This is a genomic window from Paenibacillus sp. S150 (assembly GCF_019352175.1).
In the GTDB taxonomy this organism is placed as follows: Bacteria; Bacillota; Bacilli; order Paenibacillales; family Paenibacillaceae; genus Paenibacillus_AQ.
The window spans coordinates 189,823-208,722 of record NZ_JACBYI010000007.1 but is presented as its reverse complement, the minus strand read 5'-3'; the positions used below and the strand labels follow the sequence as shown (position 1 = coordinate 208,722).

Below are 18,900 nucleotides of genomic sequence, written 5' to 3'. Positions count from 1 at the left end.
CGGCTGATTCGTCGAATGTCTTCGGGACTCATTTCTGCTCTCCTCCTTCCAGCTAGGTATATATATGTTTAGAGTATTATTTACCCATTATCTGGATGGGGGTAACAGAGAGGACCTAAGTAGTTACGGAAAAAGTGAACTTAAATGGATTAAAAAGCTTGCGTTAGAGGGTATAGCGGGAAAAAGTAAACTTATTTTAAGCGTATTTCCCTCTATAAGAGTGAAACGGATGGATTAAATATCCTTTTTCCCACTAACGCTTGCGGAAAAGGGGATGTGAGTAGAATTAAGTGCACTTTTTCCACATGGACTTCCCGCCGGGTTTCAGCAGCTGCCGGCAGGTAAGGCATGACAATAAAAGTGTGCGGATCACAGCGCTGTCCAGCAATCCAGCAATCCGGAAATTCAGCATTGGCAGCTCACAGCGATACACTGGATATGGACAGCGGCCCGGTTCAGGAACCGGACAGCTGCAGCCTGCGGATCAGCCCGGCCAACAAGGGGAGGCCGCGCTCCAGTTCGGCTGGCGAAGCATAGACGTAGGAGAGCCGCAGATGGCGGCTGTCGCCGCGGTCGTACAGATCGCCGGTGTTCAGCAGCAGCCCGGCCTTGTGGGCAATGCGAAACAGGGTTCGCAAAGGCACCGGCGTGCCCAAAGACAGCCAGATGTAGAAGCCTCCGGCTGGAACATTCCATTCAGCCAGTCCGGCAAAATGGTGCTCCAGCAGCTCCAGCACAGCATCACGCCGCTGCCGCAGCCTGAGCCGCAGGCGCCGGAGATGCTCCTCGTGATACCCGCCCTCCAGCCACCGGGCGGCGGCAAGCTGCGAGAGCGAGCTTGCGCCGTAGTCGGTCTGCATCTTGATGTCGGCCAGCCGCCGCACGACCGGCTCGGGGCCTACGATCCAGCCGATGCGCAAGCCTGGGCTGGCGGCTTTGGAGAGTGTGCCGAGATGCAGCACTCTGCCTTCACGGTCCAGCGCCTTCAGCGGCAGGGGCGGCGGCGTATCCAGCCACAGCTCCTGATACGCTCCATCCTCAAGGATCGGCAGGCCAAGCTTGCCGGTCACATCCATAAGCTCCTGCCGCCGCCGCGCATCCATCAGAATGCCTGTGGGATTATGGAAGGCCGGAATACTGTACAGCATCGCCGCCTTCGTCCGGCGGGCTTCCCGGGCCAGCCGCTCCATGCGCAGTCCATGCTTATCCATGGGCAGGCCGCTGAACTTCACGCCGGCCGATTGGAAGGCGTGGATGGAATAGAGATAGGACGGCTTCTCCAGCAGAATGGTGGAGCCTCGCGGCAAAAGCCCCACCGCAATCAGCTGCAGCCCCTGAAGCGCACCGGAGGTAATCAGGATGGAGGCAGGATCAGCCTGAATGCCGTTTTTCTTCAACTCACGGCTGACAGCGCTCCGCAGAGCCAAGCTGCCAAGGGGTTCCTCATAAGATAGCGGTGGAAGTGTCTGCCGGGAAAGCTCGGCCAGTACACGTGTCATTGCCTCCCCGGGCAGCAGCTCTGGCGAGGGCTCTCCGGTACCGAGCCTTACCAGCCCCTGCTCATATTCCAGGCGGTTGATGTCCTGTACTGTAGGCAGATTAGGATAGTGAACGCCTTCTTCGACATAGGCATTCCAGCTTCCGGAGCGCGTTACGGATACTGAATCCGCATCAGGATCTTCACCCGCTGCAGCTGTCTTTACCTCAGCCAGCCGGATATCTGCCACCCGGGTTCCGCCGCCCCGTCTGCCTTCGATCAACCCCAGCGACGTTAGCTGGCCCAGTGCCGTCGCCACTGTACTGCGGTTGACGCCTAACTGGCGGCATAGCTCGCGCTGCGGGGCAAGCCTCGTTCCGGGAGGCCATGCTCCGCTGGTGATTTTATTCATGAAATAATCGGAGATTTGGCTGTAGAGCGGCAACGGTGAGGCGGGATCGGGCCTCCAGGCTCCACCCGGAAGCTGCTTTGTATGATGTCGTTCGTTCAAAATGCCAGCTCCTTTATCAAGGCTCTGTCCCGGGACGCCCCGGCCTTGGGCTTTTTATCTGAAGTATATCACTTTCCTCCTGCATATCGCCGCTTGGTTGGGTATTACTTAAATAATTTGGCTGGATACGAATTCCGGTATCGCGGAGTACTATCAGTAATGCAGCGGAAGGCGAGGGGGGAGTGAGGCGGGCCTGCCCGCCATATCCAGATCCGTATGCGTACTGGAGGGGGCAGAGTCATGCTGGAAGCAATCGTACATGGAATCATATTGGCCTTTGGGCTTATTTTGCCGCTGGGCGTACAGAATATATTTGTCTTCAATCAGGGGGCGCTGCAGCCCCGGTTCCGCAGAGCAGTGCCTGTAATTCTTACGGCGGCAGTATGCGATACGCTGCTGATTGCCGCCGCTGTCGGCGGAATTTCGCTCCTTATACTTTCCATTGGATGGGTGGCGCCGATCGTGTATGGTGCGGGAATTGTATTTCTGTGCAGCATGGGCCGGAAAATTTGGAACGCGGCGGCTCCGGCGGAGGGCGGGGCAAAAGTGCTCCCGCTAAAGGGGCAGGTGGGGTATGCCCTCTCCGTGTCTTTGCTGAACCCCCATGCGCTGATGGATACAGTGGGGGTTATCGGCACCAATTCGCTGCAATATATCGGCGCTGAACGGTGGGCGTTCGCAGCTGCCACGGCCGGGGTCTCCTGGCTGTGGTTCCTGGGCCTGGCAGCGGCCGGCCGGTGGCTGGGCAGAGTGGATGCCTCGGGCAGAGTGATCCGCTTGCTGAACCGGGTTTCAGCCTTGCTGATCTGGGGCATTGCGGTATACATGGGAGTACAGCTGTGGAGGCCGTTTTGACGTGTAATCCCTTGTTTCATAAGATTTGGCAACCCTATTGCCGAAAATTTAGAATATTTTCCCGTGTTCACTTTATAGACGAATCTAGGCTATTGACCCATGAAATATTGTCACATAGGATTACAGATATACAGACAAAGTCCTATTTTTTGGAATCCGGAAGGCGGTGTTTCCTTGGAGTCTACAGCCACGATTCGAGATCAGCTAGCGAGTTATTTATCCGAACAGAGCATGTCCATTAACCAGTTTGCAGACAAAGTCGGCATTAATTCCGGAACACTCAGCCGGATTGTCAAAGGCACTCAGCCGATAGCGATGAGTCACCTGGCTTTAATCACCAGAGGGATGGAGGAGGTGGAGGATTACTTTTTCAGCTTATATGTGGATGAATGCTTTTATCATTCGGCACCCACCTGGCGGCGGCTGCGCCCGTTTATGATCCGCTGTGCAGAGCTTGGACGAGTGGATTGCATTGAACGCATGGTACAAATTCTGCTGGATAATCTGAAGAATGTGCCTATGTTGTTTGAGGTGGCCGAAGGGCTGTTCGGGCAGGGCCAATGGCAGGCGGCAGCGCTTTTGTATGAGAATGTGGGCGCCAGCGAGAAATACCAGCACTCGGAGCGGCTGGCGCTGTGTCAGTACCGTTTATTTGTTATGGCTTTGGGTGATGATCCTCAGCAGAATCTGATAGCGGCTGCGCTATTTGAAAACTATGTGACCCGGCTGGATGAAGCTCATCAATTGGATGCGCTAAAGCAGCTGCTGCATGTGTACTACGCTCTTCACCATTGGGAGAAAGCAGAAGAGCTGGCAAAAGAATTGCACCGTCTTGCCACTATTCAATATCAAATTCACAGCCGGTCAGACCACAGATGCAAGAGTCAGGAAACATTAGAAAAACCATTATATTTTTATATTCTATACGCGCAACTGATGCGTTCATGCACATACGAGGAACGTGGAGACTACAAAAATGCCTTGGAGATTATTCCACTGTATACGGATGGAAGCTGGATAAAGGAAAGTGGAGAGGAAGTCTACCGGATCATAGCCCAATTTCAAGAGTGGGGGACAGCCAATACTTACTTGAATCGCCTAATGGACGGGCAGCAGGAGGTATTGGAGGAGTATGTAGATTTTGTTTCGACAAGAGAGAATGAAATTTTTACAGCTTTGTTCAGAATAGTGCAAACGGCAAATCGCTACCAGTGGGATGTGGACCATATCCTGCGGCGTTTTTCGGCGTACATACCTTACCGGAGACATTTCATAAAAAACAAGCAGATCAACGATGACCATCACACCCGCTTCCGCTGCGAACTGGCAACGTATTACTTAGCCCGCAGACGCTTCAGAGGCCAAGAAGTGGCTCTGAGCAACGTGGACCTGTCCGCTGAAGTGGATAATGACCGCAATGTGATTAGGGGTACGATATCGGTGGAGTTTGAGATTAATATTTAGGATTGGCTGTACTGTTTAGCTTGCCGATTGATCGATTCAACACGATGCTTCGTTACATTTCTTGAAACAGCGTCATCTGGGTCCTTATTACAGTAAAAACAATTAGCAAAATAGGGGCTTCTGGGTCGGTTTGTTTCATACCAGAGGAAATTACGGTGTTATAGCGCAGGGAGTGTGAGCTTACAGGTCATAGTGTTTGTGTGTTGCATAGAAAACGGCAGAGCGATCCTTAACAGGATGGCACTGCCGTTGTTTGACATTCCCTGCCGCTAGCCCCCAATCTGCGACATGCGCCGCACGGTCGGGGTGTGGCTCTGCGCTTTGCGCTCCAGGGCGAGCGCCATTTCGTGGTTATGCGGCTTGTTGCCCAGTGCCTGGCGGAATAAAGCCTGCACAGCTGCGGGGTCTGCGGTCAAAGGGCGCACGTTATACTCGTCTGCCCAGTAGAGGCAGGCCTTGATATGGCCGTCCGCCGTGAGGCGCAGCCGGTTGCAGTTGTCACAGAAATGCTCGCTTACGGGATGGATCAGCCCGAAGGTTCCGCGCGCACCGACAACCCGCCGGTTCTGTGACGGGCCGTTGCCGGAGGGCAGGTCCGCCTCTTCTGTGGCCCAGCCTGCTTCATTGCACGCTTCAACTACCGTTTCCAGAGGCAGATACGTCTGACGCCAGGCATCGCTTGCGTTGCCGATAGGCATATATTCAATGAAGCGCACATTCACAGGGCTATTCAAGGTCAGCGAGATGAAATCCTTGATCTCATCATCGTTGATCCCCTTCATCAGCACCACATTGAGCTTGATCGGGGAGAGACCTGCCGCCTCAGCGGCTTCCATCCCCTTCAGCACCTTGGCGACCTCGCCGCCGCGCGTAATCATGGCGAAGCGGTCCTGCCGCAGGGAGTCCAGGCTGATGTTTACCCGCTTTAGGCCAGCTTGCTTGAGTAGAGCAGCTTTGGCGGGAAGCATCAGGCCGTTAGTGGTAAGCGATATATCTTCAATGCCCGGAATAGCGGCAAGCATGGCGACCAGCTTGTCCAAATCCTTGCGGACCAGAGGTTCGCCCCCGGTCAACCGGATCTTGCTCAGGCCCAGAGGCGCGAGCGCTTCCACTACAGCGGTAATTTCCTCATAGCTCATAATCTCGTCCCGGGGCTGGAATTGCATTCCTTCCGCAGGCATACAATAAATGCAGCGCAGGTTGCAGCGGTCTGTAACCGAAATACGCATATAATCATGCAGTCGTCCAAAAGGGTCCGTCAGCGGTTCCATGATGTGCTCCCTTCAGCTGTGGGGTTTTATTTTAAATTTTAAAGAATGTTGGCGTTCACGTCAATGCACCATGGACTCCGGCAGCTTGTCCGCAATGATTTTGGAAGAGGGTGGGCACAGATTGTAAAACTTAGAAACAGACATTCTAAATAATATGTGATAGAACGGCAATGGCAAAGGACAATTTTGACAGAAGTGCGACAATTTCAAGGAATGGTCATAGAATGCTCACCGAAAGCGCTTCACATTTTCGATATAATTTAGGTGCGGAAGTTTATCAGTCTGAAATTTTACTCACTTTTGCGAAGAGCACAGCTAGGATACCGGATAACGCGCGCCTTGCAGGCTATAAGGCGATAAGCGCCCGGCAAACCAATAGGGAGGATTTGCAAAATGACTATACCAACTGTTCCATCGCTTGTCGTGCCGGAGGCGTTTAGCCGCTGGCTGGAGAGCCGGGGATTAATATATCAGCTTCTGGTGGATTTTTATGGGAGAAAGCCAAGCCTTTCGCTGGTAGCCCAATGGAGCCGCAGCCGCCGGATGAGTGTGGCTGCAGACATGACGGAAGGCGGCCGGGAACTGAAGCGCTATCTCTGCAGTCAGGAGCCTTCGGAGCTGCGGCAGATCTGCGAGCGCGAGAACTGTGAATACATGCGTCTGATGAATGAACGTGCAGCCAGCACGCTTATGGCCCGTGAAGCGGCAGAGCTTGGCCGTGAGGAAGAATTCTGCAACGTGCTCTCCGATGTGTACGCTTCGGCGGGAATTGTCTTCAAGAAATGCGGCGGCGAAGCCGACGATCATCTCGCCATTGAGCTGGAATTCATGGCAGTGCTCCATGAGCGGATGCTGTACAACTGCTTCTCCATCCGCAGCGCGATGGAGCTTCTGGAGATTCAGGAGCACTTCCTGGAGGAGCATCTGCTGAGATGGACGCCGCAGTTCTGCGAGAGACTGAACGCTGCAACAGATAGTCCGCTTTATCTTGGACTCAGTCACATGCTGGAAGAGTTTCTGCCGCAGGATCTGCAAATGCTGCGTGCTTGGAAGACATCCCTGGAGAGCAGTGCGGCATCAATGGCCTAGGCTGGGCCGGAACCGGGGACTATCGAGTGAGTCAAAGAACAAGGCGCCCTTCCACTTATGGAAGAGCGCCTTTTTTTCTTTTGCGGTTATAGGATCAACGTTTATTCATATACCTTTTTGCTGCGGAATTTCATCAGGAATTCATACACAATCGGCACGACGACCAGTGTCAGCAGGGTGGAGCTGACGAGGCCGCCGATAACTGTTACGCCGAGGCCTTTGGAGATGATGCCGGCGCTGTTTTCGAGACCGGACACGAGCGGCAGCAGCGCACCGATGGTAGCCAGAGCGGTCATCAGAATCGGACGCAGGCGGATAGCTCCGGCTTCAAGCAGCGCCTGGCGGGTAGGCATTCCTTCTTTTTCCTTGTGAATGACCCTGTCGATCAGGACGATCGCATTGGTGACGACGATCCCGATCAGCATCAGTGCGCCCATGAGTGCGGACACGTTCAGGGTCTCACCGGCCAGCAGCAGGGCAACAAGTGCTCCGATGACGGTGAACGGCAGAGAGAACAGGATCGCGAACGGTGCCAGACCGCCGCCAAACGTAACCACCAGCACGAAGTACACGATGGCGATTGCGGCCGCCATGGCAATGCCAAGCTGTCCAAACGTATCGTTAATCTGCTCGGTAACCCCGCCGAAGGTGACAGTCACACCATCAGGAAGCTCCAAAGCATCGATTTTGTCCTTGACGCTGTTCGAAGCGCTGTTAACATCATTTGAGATAATTTCGGCTGTGACCTCCACCTTCATTTTACCGTCTTCGCGGGTAATGGAATCCGGTGAAGTGCCTTTCTCAACCTTGGCTACCTCGCCAATCGGCACCGTAATGCCCAGCGGTGAGGTCAATGCAGCTTCTTCCATTTCCTGAAGGCTGGTGTACGTATCCTTGTCGGTTTCGATGTAGACATTGTAGTTTTTACCGTCAAGCTCCACTTCGGTCAGGACTGGACGGGTACCGGCAGGACTCAGCTTCATCGCGATTTGTCCGGCAGTGAGGCCGAGGGAACTCAGCTTCGCCTGATCGGCAACGATGGTGTACTGATCATAGGCTTCGGAGAGACTGGTCTCCCCATCCTTGAAGTTCTCGGTATCCGCCTGCACGATGCCGGCAATCTCGTCGGCTACCGGTTTGAGCTGATCCAGACTGTCGCCATAAATATTCACGGTCAATGTGCTGCCTCCAAGGCCACCGCCCGCCATTCCGGACAAATCGCCCCAGACGCCATCCGGCACCTCTTGGGTCAGACCTTCGATCAGGTTTTCTTTGACGGTATCGAAATCTGGAGTATCACTGTCATAGGTGACATAGAACAGACCCGAATTCCCGGAGCTCATACCGAACGGGCTGCTGCCGCCGATCGAATATTGCATTTTGTCCAAATGCTCTTGAGCCAGAATATAGTTCTCGGCTTTCAGGCCTTGCTCCTTGACATCTTCCAGCGTCTGTCCGGCCTTCGGAGAGAAGGTGAGGGTTACATTCTTCTCTTCCTGGGAAGGCAGGAAGCTGACACCGATCGGCTTGATCAGGAACAGGCTGCCTGCCAGCAGAAGCACGGCAACGCCGAAGGTAATCAGCTTATGGGAAAGCGACCAGTTCAGAATCTTTTGATAGCCGGAAGCCATTCTGCCCGGTTTCTCACCGTGGCCGCTCCTGCCTTTCTTCAGGCCGTTGCGGAACAGTGTGTGCGCCAATGCGGGCACCAGGGTAATGGCTACTACCAGCGAAGCCAGCAGAGCGAATACCATCGTGAGGGCAAACGGGAGGAACAGCTCGCCCACCATACCGCTGACAAAAGCGAGCGGCAGGAACACGGCGATGGTTACGATGGTCGAGGACATGATCGGCACGAACATTTCCCGCGTCGCCGCGCTGATCAGCTCCCGGCCCCGCAGCTTCTCGCCGGACAGGGTGAGCCGCCGGAAGATATTCTCAATGACAACAATCGAGTCATCGACTACCCGCCCGATGGCTACAGTCATAGCCCCCAGTGTCATCATATTCAGCGTAATGTCCATCTGGCGCAGGCAGAGAACCGCAATCAGCAGCGACAATGGAATGGAGATGATGGAGATAATCGTCGAGCGGATGTTCCGCAGGAAGAGCAGGATAATCAGTACAGCGAACAGCGCGCCAAAAGCAGCCTTGGACAGCATCGTGCTCACGGAATCCTCAATCGGCTTGCCTTGGTCCAGCAGTACCGTAAGCTCCATCGATTTGTATTGCTGCTTCAGCTCTTCTGCCTTGTCCTTGACGGCGTTGACCACATCCACTGTGTTGGCGTCATTGGCTTTGACAATCTGGATTCCGATGGATTCCTCGCCGTTGGTGCGGGAGATGGATTCCGACTTGCCGACAACCTCGATATCGGCCAAATCTCCGAGCTTCACCGTCGGCAATCCGGCCATGGCAGCTCCGCCAGCCGAACCGGCTGCTGCCCCACTCTCGGGAGCTGCATCAGTGCCTGCGGCTGCTCCGGCTCCGGCCGAAGCTCCACCGGTTGCACCGGCGCCGGATGGCAGAGCGGGAATGCTCAGGTTCTTCAGATCATCGACCGTAGTGACATTGCCGTCTACAACCACTGCCTTCTGGGAATCCTCCATTGTGAACAATCCTAGCGGTACACGCAGGGAAGAGCCCTGGACAATCCCTTTAATGGTATCTTCGGACAGCCCGTATTGCTGCAGCTTCTCCTGGTTGAACTTAAGTGTAACTTCCTGCACGTATTGTCCGGCAATTTGCACAGAGGCCACGCCTTCGATATCTTCCAGCGCAGGACGGATATCATTCTCGGCAATGCGGGTCAGTGCTTCCAGATTCTCAGAGCCGGTATCGGACAAGCTGAGTGAAATGACCGGCAAGGAGCTTAGGCTGAACCGCGAGATCTGCGGCTTTTGCACATTCTCCGGCAGGGTGACTTCATTCAGCGACTCGCGCACGGCTGCCGTGGCATTGTCGAGATTCGTGCCATAATCGAATTCAATGGTAATGCTGGAAGCATTCTCTAAGGAGTTCGAGGTCAGTGTCTTCACACCGTCCACATTGCGGAGCTTCTGCTCCAGCGGCTTGCTGACATCGTTCACAACGCCCTCCGGCGCGGCTCCCGGGTATATCGTTGTTATGCTGAGATAAGGGATGCTGATATTAGGCAGTGTTTCCTGCTTCATGGTCAGACCGCTGTACAGACCGGCGAACACGATGATGATTGTCAGAAGCCAAATAGCGAATTTGTTTCTGAGCGAGAAATTAATTAAGCTTTTCATAAGTTACGTTTCTGCTCCTCTCGTGCCTTCCGTAAGAAAGACCTCCAATATAAAATGGCTTGGCACTGCCTACCCGTTGTTCTCTCTCTGCTGGCTATGCCTTCTAAATTACTGTGAACTGCAGGCATTATGCATGTGAAGCGATCCCAGCTTCTTCAAATCCTCGACTTCCTGGCGGAGCACAGAGTAACCCTGCAGGTTGGCCAGCATTCCCTGGAAAATAGCCTTGCGCGGATAAGGCAGCAGAACTTCGCTTTCCAGAATCTCAATTGATTCGAGGGCATCCTCTGCACTCTGCGGGTCCAGTCCCTCAGCTGAGCTGAGCGCTGCCTTCATTTGCTTGATGATCTGAAAAGGATTACGGTGGCTGGTTCCTTCATGATGCTCCATCCAGCTCTCCAAGGCTGAGGGGGAGATCAGGGGGCCCGGCCGGCCCGCGAGCAGACCCGCCGCCACGATATCCAGCAAATCCACGAAATGGTCGGCAAGACGCGGGATGGCAACGATGGAATCATGGTTGAACAGAGCCCAAATATAGGAATTAATCATTCCGTGCCCGATCAGAAACAGTTCTCCTGTGTAAGGCAGGATCTCTTTTCCGTATAAGGTCTCCAGTTTACTCCGGCTCCAGTTCAGCAGGGGACCGTTGATCTTGCGCAGCCACTCCGGCGCATCTGCCATTCCTTTTCCGGCCAGCTCCTGGACCTGCCGCTGCAAAAATTCCCGCAGCTCGTATAAATGATGAAGCAGAATTTCAACCTGGTTGCGCAGCTTCTCACGCGGCGTTCTTGTGCCCTCCAGCTCCTCCTGCATGAGGGGGTCATGGATCATGCGGAAGCAATTTATATAAATGCTGCGTTCCAGCTCTTCCTTGGATTTGAACACCAGATAGAGACTGCCCTTGGATATCCCGCATAATTCGGCAATCTCCTGCATGGAGGTGGAGGATGAGCCTTTCACAGCGAATAGCTGCATGGCTGTTTTAATGATTTGTTCCTTTTTAGTTGCATTTTTGTCAGCTGCCAAGGATAGCGGCTCCTTTCTGACCGTAGAGTTCTCTGATTGACTCTTTAGTCATGCCGATTATAGTATAGATCAGGAGCCATTACAAATGTAGCTGTGCAAGAGCCGCCCAAGAGGTTACATTATTGTTGCAATTGCCGTTTTGCAGTGGATTCCAGTAGGAAGAAATACTTTCTTCATGTAATATATAAATGTGTCATTTTAGTGATGAAAGGCAGAAAAAGAAGGTAGGTATCTATGAGAAGAGGATTGCAGGCGTTAATCATCATTGCGGCTTTATTGGCATTCTATTATTTTGGCTTCGGCATATTGGGGAGTACCGTCGGCACCATCGTCAGTATTTTCTCCACGCTGACCGTCATATCCATTGGACTCGGTATTTTCATGGAGAACCGTAATCCCTCCACAACGATGTCATGGATTCTGCTGCTGGCCTTGATTCCGGTGGTGGGACTCATCCTGTATTTCCTGTTCGGACAGAATGTGTTCAAACGGCGCAAATATGATAAAAAAGCCCAACGCGACCTGATGGCCTATGAGCGGATTGAGAATGACGGTCTGCGCATGCATCAGGACTGGTCGATCTTTGATGCTTCCCGCCAGAAGCTGCTCGGCTTGTCGCAGAGACTTGCACGGACTCCGATTTCATTCAATTCCGAGACACGCATCCTGACCAATGGCGAGGAAACGTTCGGTACACTGCTGCTGGAGCTGCGCCAGGCACAGCATCATATCCATATGGAGTATTATATTTTTCGGGCCGACCATATCGGGACACGCATTCAACAGATATTGATTGAAAAAGCCCGTGCGGGCGTTACCGTCAGATTTATGTATGACGCGGTGGGGAGCATGCAGCTGTCCCGCGCGTTCCTGAAGGAATTAAGCAATGCCGGTGTGCAGGTGGCGGCTTACGGCAATTCCACTTCTTTTTTCTCCAGCCGGGTCAATTACCGGAACCACCGCAAAATTGTAGTCATAGATGGCGATGTCGGCTTCATGGGCGGATTGAATGTTGGCGATGAATATCTCAGCCGCAGCAAGACGTATGGCTTCTGGCGCGATACCCACATGCTGCTGCGGGGCGAAGCGGTGCGGACGATGCAGATTATTTTCCTGCAGGACTGGATGCACACAACCGGCGAGAAAATATTGGAGCAGGATTATCTCTCCCCGCAGCTTCGCTATACGAGCGGCGACGGGGCGGTGCAGATTATTGCCAGCGGACCGGACAATGAGCGCCGTGCGCTCAAAAACATTTTCTTCTCCATGATCACCTCGGCAGAGAAGTCGGTATGGATTGCCAGCCCGTACTTTATTCCGGATGAGGATATCCTAACCGCGCTGCGGGTGGCCGCGATGTCCGGCCTGGATGTGCGCCTGCTGTTTCCGGCCAAGCCGGACAAATGGATTCCTTTTCTCGCCTCGCACTCCTATTTCCCGGCTCTGCTGGAATCGGGTGTTAAGATTTATGAATATGAGAAAGGCTTCATCCACTCGAAGCTGCTGATTACCGACGGTGAGATTGCGACGATAGGCACCGCGAATATGGACATGCGCAGCTTCCATCTGAACTTCGAGGTCAACGCGCTGCTGCTGCAAACGGAAAGTGTGGCCCGCATCGTGGCCGATTTTGAACGCGACCTGCTGTCGACCCGGCAGATTGTGCATGAGACCTTTATGAACAAGCGGCTGCTGGAGCGGCTGCTGGAATCTGCCGCAAGGCTGATGTCTCCGCTGCTGTAGACACGGTCCATCCGGCAGGCGCCGGGTTATTGATTCAGCAAATAAGCAATACAAATAGAAACGGCTACGCCGTCCTTGTAAAGGACGGCGTGCTTCAGCGAGAAATAGAAGGATCATTAGAAGGTAGTGAATCCAAGGTTTTTTTGCATCCGGAAGAGGATATACTTCATCCATGTTACGCCACTTTGGTATTCTTCCAGCGGCAGGCTGTATTGCGCATCTTCGTTATTCCACAGCCGGTTAAAGTAGCTTTCCATCTCGGCATACAGCGGCTGGTCCTTCGGCACGGCCACCCAGAGATTATTTTCGAGATTGAAATCATCCAGGTTGCGTGCGGTGAAATTAGTCGAGCCGCCCAGAACAATCGATGGTCCACTGGCTTTGGCGATGAACATCAGCTTGGCGTGGTACTGTTCTTGCCCCGTATTGTACCAGCGTATGGCAATCTCCCCTCCGCTGCGCTTGTTCAGATCCATGGCCACCGGCCGGTTCGGAATGCCGATTTTGTCGCGTCCGAAAGCGTTCTGGTTCGGGTCCATCAGCAGCCGGATGCCGGCCCCGCGTGCCGCTGCCTTCACCAGCTCATCCAGAATCCTGTCGTCCGCCAGATAGAACATGCCCATCCAGAGAGTGTCGCCCTGCCCGGCGGAGCGAATGCCTTCAAGCGCGTATTTATAGATCCTGCCCTCGGTCAGATAGCGCATCTCAAGCGTGCCGGTCTGCGCAGCATTCTCTTGGGGGAATACAGGCAGCTTGCTGAGAATCGGGCCTGCTTGCGACAAGTCCGCAGCCGCCTGCTCGGTTTGCAGAATATCAGCGAGGATTGGCCCCTGCACTTCCAGTGCGATATTGGAATGATAAGCACTGGCATCGTGCACATTGCCTGAAGAGATCAGTGCCGTTTGCTCGCTGAGCACCACTTTGCGGTGATTGGCTTTTACATTCAGCAGCTTCAGATAAGAACGGACGGTGATGTCCGGACCTTCGCTTGCCATCAGGTTGGGAATCCAGCCCCTTCCGGATTGCCCGAACCATTGAATGAAGGTCCGCCATACAGCGGAGTAAGCGGGAGTCGAATCACGCAGCGAATCTACATCTGTCAGGATCACCTTGATTCCGGCTGCCGTCATCTGTTCCAGCAGAGGATTCGGGGCGGAGCCGTAATTGGTATTGACTTCATCCGTAATGAAGACGATCTCCATATTGGGGTAAGCCTCCTGCTGGGCGACCAGCTTATCGGTCAATTCCTGGCTTGCAGCAGGAAACTGCTGGTCTTTATGGGTGTAATTATTGAAAAGGAACAGATCGATCACCAAGAACTGGCGCGAGTCTTCAATAATTTGCAGGATGCGGGGCAGAATCTGCTCCTCTCTCTGCTCCAGCCCGCTCTTGTCCCGGTAAGTAAGATCATGCCAAAAAGCAACGCTGTCAGCCCTATAGGCGGGGCTTTCATAAGAAATGCCCGCAGGAAGGGGCTTGCAGGTCTGGTAGATCATCACACCGGCAAGCCAGAGAATAAGCAGTCCAACTACCCATAATACCCATTTGCGGCGGCGGGGCGGATGCTTCTGATACAGCGGAGACAAGTCAAGGCCATTGGCATTGGTGAATTTCGCTGCCTCAGGCGGAGCAGTGTATTTGTCGGGATTCATGGGTTCCTCCTGAATGTGCCGCGGAGCAGGGTTGTATAATAAGTATGCTCCGGCGTTGTATCCAACTATTTAACACCCGTAGAGGTAAAATGAAGCAGCTGCCTCTTTCCCGCCCGGGGAACCGCCGCGGCTGCCGTAGAGCTGAGGCTCATTGGCAGCAACGCGCACCCTGAGGATGTACCGGCAGGTCATTGTCCGGCAGGCTTGCAGGCGAATACAGCTGCCGATTACACGTAGAACGCGGGACATAGGAATACCATAAGTTGCGGTGCGTGGATTGCTATACGAATGTGCTATTACGAATGTGCTATTACGAATGTGCTATTACGAATGTGCTATAATGAAACGTGCTGGAATGCGTTCAACTACTATGGGATACAGCTGCTGTAAATCTGCGGGAGGCCCGGCGCCGCCTGCATATAATAGATTGCAAGGAACGGGGGGGAGACAGCTTGAATCAGAGGCCGCAGGAGGATTCACTACCGAAAGCAGAGAAGCCCGGCACAGCCCCGCAGGCAGCAGGGCCGGCGGAGCACATGTCCCTTCTGCCCTCGTCCACGACGGGAGAGCGCAAGATTGAACATGTTCGGCTCTGCTTGAATGAGGATGTCGGCGGCAGCGGCATCACGGCCGGCTTCGAGCATTACCGCTTCCGCCACAATGCGCTTCCCGAGCTGAATTACGATGACATTTCGCTGCGTGCCCTGTTTCTGGGGCGGGAACTGCGGACCCCGCTGCTGATCAGCTCCATGACCGGCGGCAGTGCAGCTACCGGCGCCATTAACGCCAGGCTGGCTGAGGCCGCCGAGCGCCGGGGCTGGGCGCTCGGGGTCGGCTCCATCCGGGCGGCACTGGAACGCTCCGAGCTTGCCGGCACCTTTCGGGTGCGCGACAAGGCTCCGGGGATTCCCGTCATTGCCAATATCGGCGCGGTGCAGCTGTCTTACGGCTTTGGCGTGGAAGAGTGCCGCCGTGCCGTAGAGATTGCCGGTGCCGATTGGCTGGTGCTGCATCTGAACGGGCTTCAGGAGGTCTTCCAGCCGGAGGGCAATACAGGCTTTGCGGCCTTGCTGTCCCGGATCGAGGCTGTATGCGGGGAGCTTGAAATCCCTGTCGGCGTCAAAGAAGTCGGCTGGGGCATTGACGGAGAAACGGCACTCCGGTTGTATGATGCCGGAGTCGCCTTCATCGATGTGGCGGGCGCCGGCGGAACCTCCTGGAGCCAGGTGGAGAAATTCCGCAGCAATGATCCGGTCCGGCGGGCCGCAGCCGAGGCTTTCGCGGATTGGGGGATTCCTACCGCCGAGTGCATTGCGGAGGTGCGTGCGGCATCGGAGCATGGCGCGCTGATCGGCAGCGGCGGGCTGAGACACGGCGTGGATGCCGCCAAGGCACTCGCGCTCGGCGCGGATCTGGCCGGCTTCGGGCGGAGCCTGCTTGGTCCGGCTGTGGAATCGGAGGAAGCGCTGGATCATGCGCTGGCCCAGGTGGAGCTGGAGCTGCGGACGGCGATGTTCGGCATCGGGGCGCCTGACCTGGCATCGCTGCGAAGCACGCCGCGGCTGGTCCGGCGCTAGAAGCATATCTGAGATTACGGAAACAAGGAAGGGCAAAAACAATGATTAAACTGGTCCAAATGGACGAATTCACATTTCAATTTTTCTTAAGCCAGTCGACCCGCGATTATGCGGAGGATAAAATAAAGGCCGGCGTTTGGGATTCCGAGACCGCCATGCGGCTGTCCCAGGATGAGATGACCCGATTTCTCCCCAATGGCCTTTATACAGAAGGCGCCTATCTCTTTTCAATTGTAGAGGAGGAAACGGACACTCAGGCCGGATATATCTGGTTCAATGTAAGTGAAGGGCGCCAGGGCCGGGAGGCCTTTATTTATGACTTTTATGTCTTTGAGCCTTTTCAGAGCAAGGGCTATGGCACCGGGGCGCTTCAGGCGCTGGATGAAGAAGCCCGCAAGATGAAGGTGACCAGAATCGGGCTGCATGTGTTCGGCCAGAATAACCGCGCCTTTGAGCTGTACAAAAAAATGGGCTTTCTCGTCACTGACATTACGATGTCCAAAGAATTGTAATATCGGAGCTGGACCAAACGGTAAACGGCCGGATAAGCCTGACGAGACCTCGGGAGAGGTCTTTTTTGAAATCTAATTTATATGCTTGGAACACTAAATAATCCTTCTATTTCCCGCTGAAACACCCCGTCCCTCATAGGGACGGCGTAGCCGTTTCTGCTTGAAAGATCAGAATTGGGGTCCCCGCAAAGTACCTGAGTCATCATCGAAGCCAAGGCCCCGCTTTGTGGGGTTATTTATATGTTTTGGGGGAAGCGAAGCTTATCCGTTATTTCAGGGCTGCGCTGTAAATGAAAAGAATGGATCGGACTTCGGCCAAGCAAACTGCGCGGATGCGTTGGCCGCAGCGGGCAAAGAGAGGGAATCAGAGGCAGAAGTGCCTTTGAATTCGCTTCGCCCGAAGTCGGCAGGACGGTGGAATCAAAGGCAGAAGTGCCTTTGAATTCGCCTGAAGCCGGCTGGACGAGGGAATCAAAGGCAGAAGTACCTTTGAATTCGCCCGAAGCCGGCTGGACGGTGAAATCAAAGGCAGAAGTGCCTTTGAATTCGCCTGAAGCCGGCAGGACGAGGGAATCAAAGGCAGAAGTGCCTTTGAATTTGCCTGAAGCCGGCTGGACGAGGGAATCAAAGGCAGAAGTGCCTTTGAATTCGCCCGAAGCCGGCTGGACGGTGAAATCAGCGCGAAATGATTCTTCTCCTCCCCACTGAAATGGCAGCATTCTTAATATAAGACGCCGATAGGCGTCTTTCTTGCTGATTTGGAACGGGTACATCTGCCGGAGGCCTGCGGGCAGCCCGCTCGGGCCAAGCAAGCTGCTGTCCTTTATCTGACACATCCGCTTGACATCCGCTGTTGCTGGCAGTTTTGTTCTAATATATAATGGTTTAGATCGAGCCTTGGAATTTATGCGGTGATCAATCCAACCGAAAATAGGAGTTGTCATATAAATGGCTTTGAAAGCAGGTATTGTCGGACTTCCGAATGTAGGGAAATCCACATTGTTTAATGCTATAACACAAGCGGGGGCGGAATCCGCCAACTATCCTTTTTGCACCATTGACCCGAATGTAGGAGTTGTGGAAGTGCCGGACGAACGTCTGGATAAGCTGACTGCGCTGGTGCAGCCGAACAAGACCGTTCCGACTGCCTTTGAATTTGTGGATATTGCCGGTCTGGTGCGCGGTGCGAGCAAGGGCGAAGGTCTGGGCAACAAGTTCCTGGCCCATATCCGTGAAGTGGATGCGATTGTTCATGTTGTGCGCTGCTTCGTGGATGAGAACGTTACCCATGTAGACGGCAAAGTAAATCCGATCAGCGACATCCAGACCATTAACCTGGAGCTGATTCTGGCCGATCTGGAAAGCCTGGAGAAGCGCATTGAGCGCTCCCGCAAAAACATCAAGGGCGGCGACAAGAAATTCGCCCAGGAAGTAGAAGTGCTGGAGCGCATCAAGGAGGCTCTGTACGACGACAAGCCTGCACGCAGCGTGGAATTATCCGATGATGAGCGTCTGGTCGTGCGCGACCTCCATCTGCTGACCCTGAAGCCGGTGCTGTATGCGGCGAACGTGGGCGAAGATGAAGTGGCAACCGCCGAAGAGAATCCTTATGTGCAGCAGGTTCGTGAATTTGCCGCTGCCGAGAATGCCGAGGTGGTGCCGATCAGCGCCAAGGTGGAAGCGGAGATTGCCGAGCTGGAAGGCGAAGACAAGGACATGTTTCTGGAAGAGCTGGGCCTGCAGGAATCCGGGCTGAACCGTTTGATCAAAGCCGCTTACAAGCTGCTGGGACTCTACACTTATTTCACCGCAGGTGTGCAGGAGGTTCGTGCCTGGACCATCCGCAAGGGAACCAAAGCGCCTGGAGCCGCCGGGGTTATTCATACCGACTTCGAGCGCGGCTTCATCCGGGCGGAGGTTGTGGCGTATGCCGATCTGCTGGCTGCGGGTTCAATGAACGGTGCCAAGGAACGCGGACAGCTGCGTCTGGAAGGCAAGGAATACTTGGTGCAGGACGGCGACGTTATGCATTTCCGGTTCAACGTATAAGCCTCAATCAGGCTCCTGGAGTATAGCGCTGGAAGAGGTCATCCGGAGGTAGAATTTTCTGCGGGCGGATGGCTTCTTTTGCTTTTCCGCGTTGAAAAAGCTTGCTGCACAGATTACATTTATTGTAAAATTCAGCTTGTCTCATCTTTTTAATTGCAGCATATATACTTGGCCGGCGAGATGCCCCGGATGTTTTAACTCCGCTGGCCCTTAAGCTTGAGCTTTCCCCGCCGCGAACCTGAAGCTCTTTCCTCTTACACCGTTTACACCGTAGTTTTGCCCCATCAGCCAGCGCGCGTGAATAACTTCCCTGCAGTCTTTACATAATAAGGAGCGGATTTTGCAGGCTGTAAAAATAGACAGGGCTACGCACACGGCATTGTAGCCAATTGGCGGGTTCGGTGG

13 protein-coding genes are annotated in these 18,900 nt (G+C 54.2%); 7 read left to right on the top strand and 6 right to left on the bottom strand.

Features of this window, described 5'->3' with window-relative positions; all coding sequences use genetic code 11:
• Positions 1–455: 455 nt before the first annotated feature.
• Positions 456–1,988: an aminotransferase-like domain-containing protein gene (locus tag HYD27_RS10125; RefSeq protein WP_219214398.1), complete on the bottom strand. Its 1,533-nt coding sequence runs from the start codon at positions 1,986–1,988 to the stop codon at positions 456–458.
• Between the two features lie 240 nt (positions 1,989–2,228).
• On the opposite strand from HYD27_RS10125, the gene HYD27_RS10120 reads away from it, so the two are divergent.
• Positions 2,229–2,843 (top strand): LysE/ArgO family amino acid transporter, encoded by a 615-nt coding sequence (locus HYD27_RS10120; RefSeq protein ID WP_219214394.1) that lies wholly within the window; start codon positions 2,229–2,231, stop codon positions 2,841–2,843.
• A 174-nt stretch (positions 2,844–3,017) separates the two neighbouring features.
• A complete protein-coding gene (locus HYD27_RS10115; RefSeq protein ID WP_219214391.1) occupies positions 3,018–4,307 on the top strand; it encodes a helix-turn-helix domain-containing protein in 1,290 nt (429 codons plus the stop codon).
• A 269-nt stretch (positions 4,308–4,576) separates the two neighbouring features.
• On the opposite strand, the gene moaA is transcribed toward HYD27_RS10115, so the two are convergent.
• Positions 4,577–5,581 carry a GTP 3',8-cyclase MoaA gene (moaA, locus tag HYD27_RS10110; RefSeq protein ID WP_219214445.1) on the bottom strand — a complete coding sequence of 335 codons (1,005 nt, stop codon included), beginning with the start codon at positions 5,579–5,581 and terminating at the stop codon, positions 4,577–4,579.
• Positions 5,582–5,971: 390 nt separating this feature from the next.
• Between moaA and HYD27_RS10105 the strand changes: the two genes are divergently transcribed.
• Entirely contained in the window at positions 5,972–6,667 is a 696-nt protein-coding gene (locus HYD27_RS10105) for a TorD/DmsD family molecular chaperone (RefSeq protein ID WP_219214388.1), read from the top strand.
• A gap of 101 nt (positions 6,668–6,768) precedes the next feature.
• Here the strand turns inward: HYD27_RS10105 and HYD27_RS10100 are convergent, their stop codons facing one another.
• Positions 6,769–9,936 carry an efflux RND transporter permease subunit gene (locus HYD27_RS10100; protein ID WP_219214385.1) on the bottom strand — a complete coding sequence of 1,056 codons (3,168 nt, stop codon included), beginning with the start codon at positions 9,934–9,936 and terminating at the stop codon, positions 6,769–6,771.
• A 108-nt stretch (positions 9,937–10,044) separates the two neighbouring features.
• Positions 10,045–10,962 (bottom strand): TetR/AcrR family transcriptional regulator, encoded by a 918-nt coding sequence (locus tag HYD27_RS10095; protein ID WP_219214382.1) that lies wholly within the window; start codon positions 10,960–10,962, stop codon positions 10,045–10,047.
• 234 nt (positions 10,963–11,196) lie between these two features.
• On the opposite strand from HYD27_RS10095, the gene cls reads away from it, so the two are divergent.
• A complete protein-coding gene (gene cls / locus HYD27_RS10090; RefSeq protein WP_219214380.1) occupies positions 11,197–12,705 on the top strand; it encodes a cardiolipin synthase in 1,509 nt (502 codons plus the stop codon).
• Positions 12,706–12,821: 116 nt separating this feature from the next.
• Here cls and HYD27_RS10085 read toward each other — a convergent pair whose 3' ends face one another.
• A complete protein-coding gene (locus HYD27_RS10085; RefSeq protein WP_219214377.1) occupies positions 12,822–14,357 on the bottom strand; it encodes a phospholipase D family protein in 1,536 nt (511 codons plus the stop codon).
• Positions 14,358–14,893: 536 nt separating this feature from the next.
• Between HYD27_RS10085 and fni the strand changes: the two genes are divergently transcribed.
• Both fni and HYD27_RS10075 read left to right on the top strand, forming a co-directional pair.
• Positions 14,894–15,934: a type 2 isopentenyl-diphosphate Delta-isomerase gene (fni, locus tag HYD27_RS10080; RefSeq protein WP_219214442.1), complete on the top strand. Its 1,041-nt coding sequence runs from the start codon at positions 14,894–14,896 to the stop codon at positions 15,932–15,934.
• A 41-nt stretch (positions 15,935–15,975) separates the two neighbouring features.
• Complete coding sequence (locus tag HYD27_RS10075; RefSeq protein ID WP_228745069.1) at positions 15,976–16,446, top strand: GNAT family N-acetyltransferase; 471 nt, start codon at positions 15,976–15,978, stop codon at positions 16,444–16,446.
• Between the two features lie 236 nt (positions 16,447–16,682).
• Here HYD27_RS10075 and HYD27_RS10070 read toward each other — a convergent pair whose 3' ends face one another.
• Positions 16,683–17,282 (bottom strand): hypothetical protein, encoded by a 600-nt coding sequence (locus HYD27_RS10070; RefSeq protein ID WP_219214375.1) that lies wholly within the window; start codon positions 17,280–17,282, stop codon positions 16,683–16,685.
• Positions 17,283–17,394: 112 nt separating this feature from the next.
• On the opposite strand from HYD27_RS10070, the gene ychF reads away from it, so the two are divergent.
• The gene (gene ychF / locus HYD27_RS10065; protein ID WP_219214373.1) at positions 17,395–18,495 is read left to right on the top strand and encodes a redox-regulated ATPase YchF; all 1,101 of its coding nucleotides are present in this window, start codon (positions 17,395–17,397) and stop codon (positions 18,493–18,495) included.
• Positions 18,496–18,900: the final 405 nt, after the last annotated feature.

Excerpts from the sequence above, each read along its gene's own strand:
- HYD27_RS10075 (WP_228745069.1), top strand. The coding sequence starts at position 15,976 with ATGATTAAACTGGTCCAAATGGACGAATTCACATTTCAATTTTTCTTA.
- cls (WP_219214380.1), top strand. The coding sequence starts at position 11,197 with ATGAGAAGAGGATTGCAGGCGTTAATCATCATTGCGGCTTTATTGGCA.
- ychF (WP_219214373.1), top strand. The coding sequence starts at position 17,395 with ATGGCTTTGAAAGCAGGTATTGTCGGACTTCCGAATGTAGGGAAATCC.
- HYD27_RS10120 (WP_219214394.1), top strand. The coding sequence starts at position 2,229 with ATGCTGGAAGCAATCGTACATGGAATCATATTGGCCTTTGGGCTTATT.
- fni (WP_219214442.1), top strand. The coding sequence starts at position 14,894 with ATGTCCCTTCTGCCCTCGTCCACGACGGGAGAGCGCAAGATTGAACAT.
- HYD27_RS10100 (WP_219214385.1), bottom strand. The coding sequence starts at position 9,936 with ATGAAAAGCTTAATTAATTTCTCGCTCAGAAACAAATTCGCTATTTGG.
- HYD27_RS10070 (WP_219214375.1), bottom strand. The coding sequence starts at position 17,282 with ATGTGTCAGATAAAGGACAGCAGCTTGCTTGGCCCGAGCGGGCTGCCC.
- HYD27_RS10105 (WP_219214388.1), top strand. The coding sequence starts at position 5,972 with ATGACTATACCAACTGTTCCATCGCTTGTCGTGCCGGAGGCGTTTAGC.
- HYD27_RS10085 (WP_219214377.1), bottom strand. The coding sequence starts at position 14,357 with ATGAATCCCGACAAATACACTGCTCCGCCTGAGGCAGCGAAATTCACC.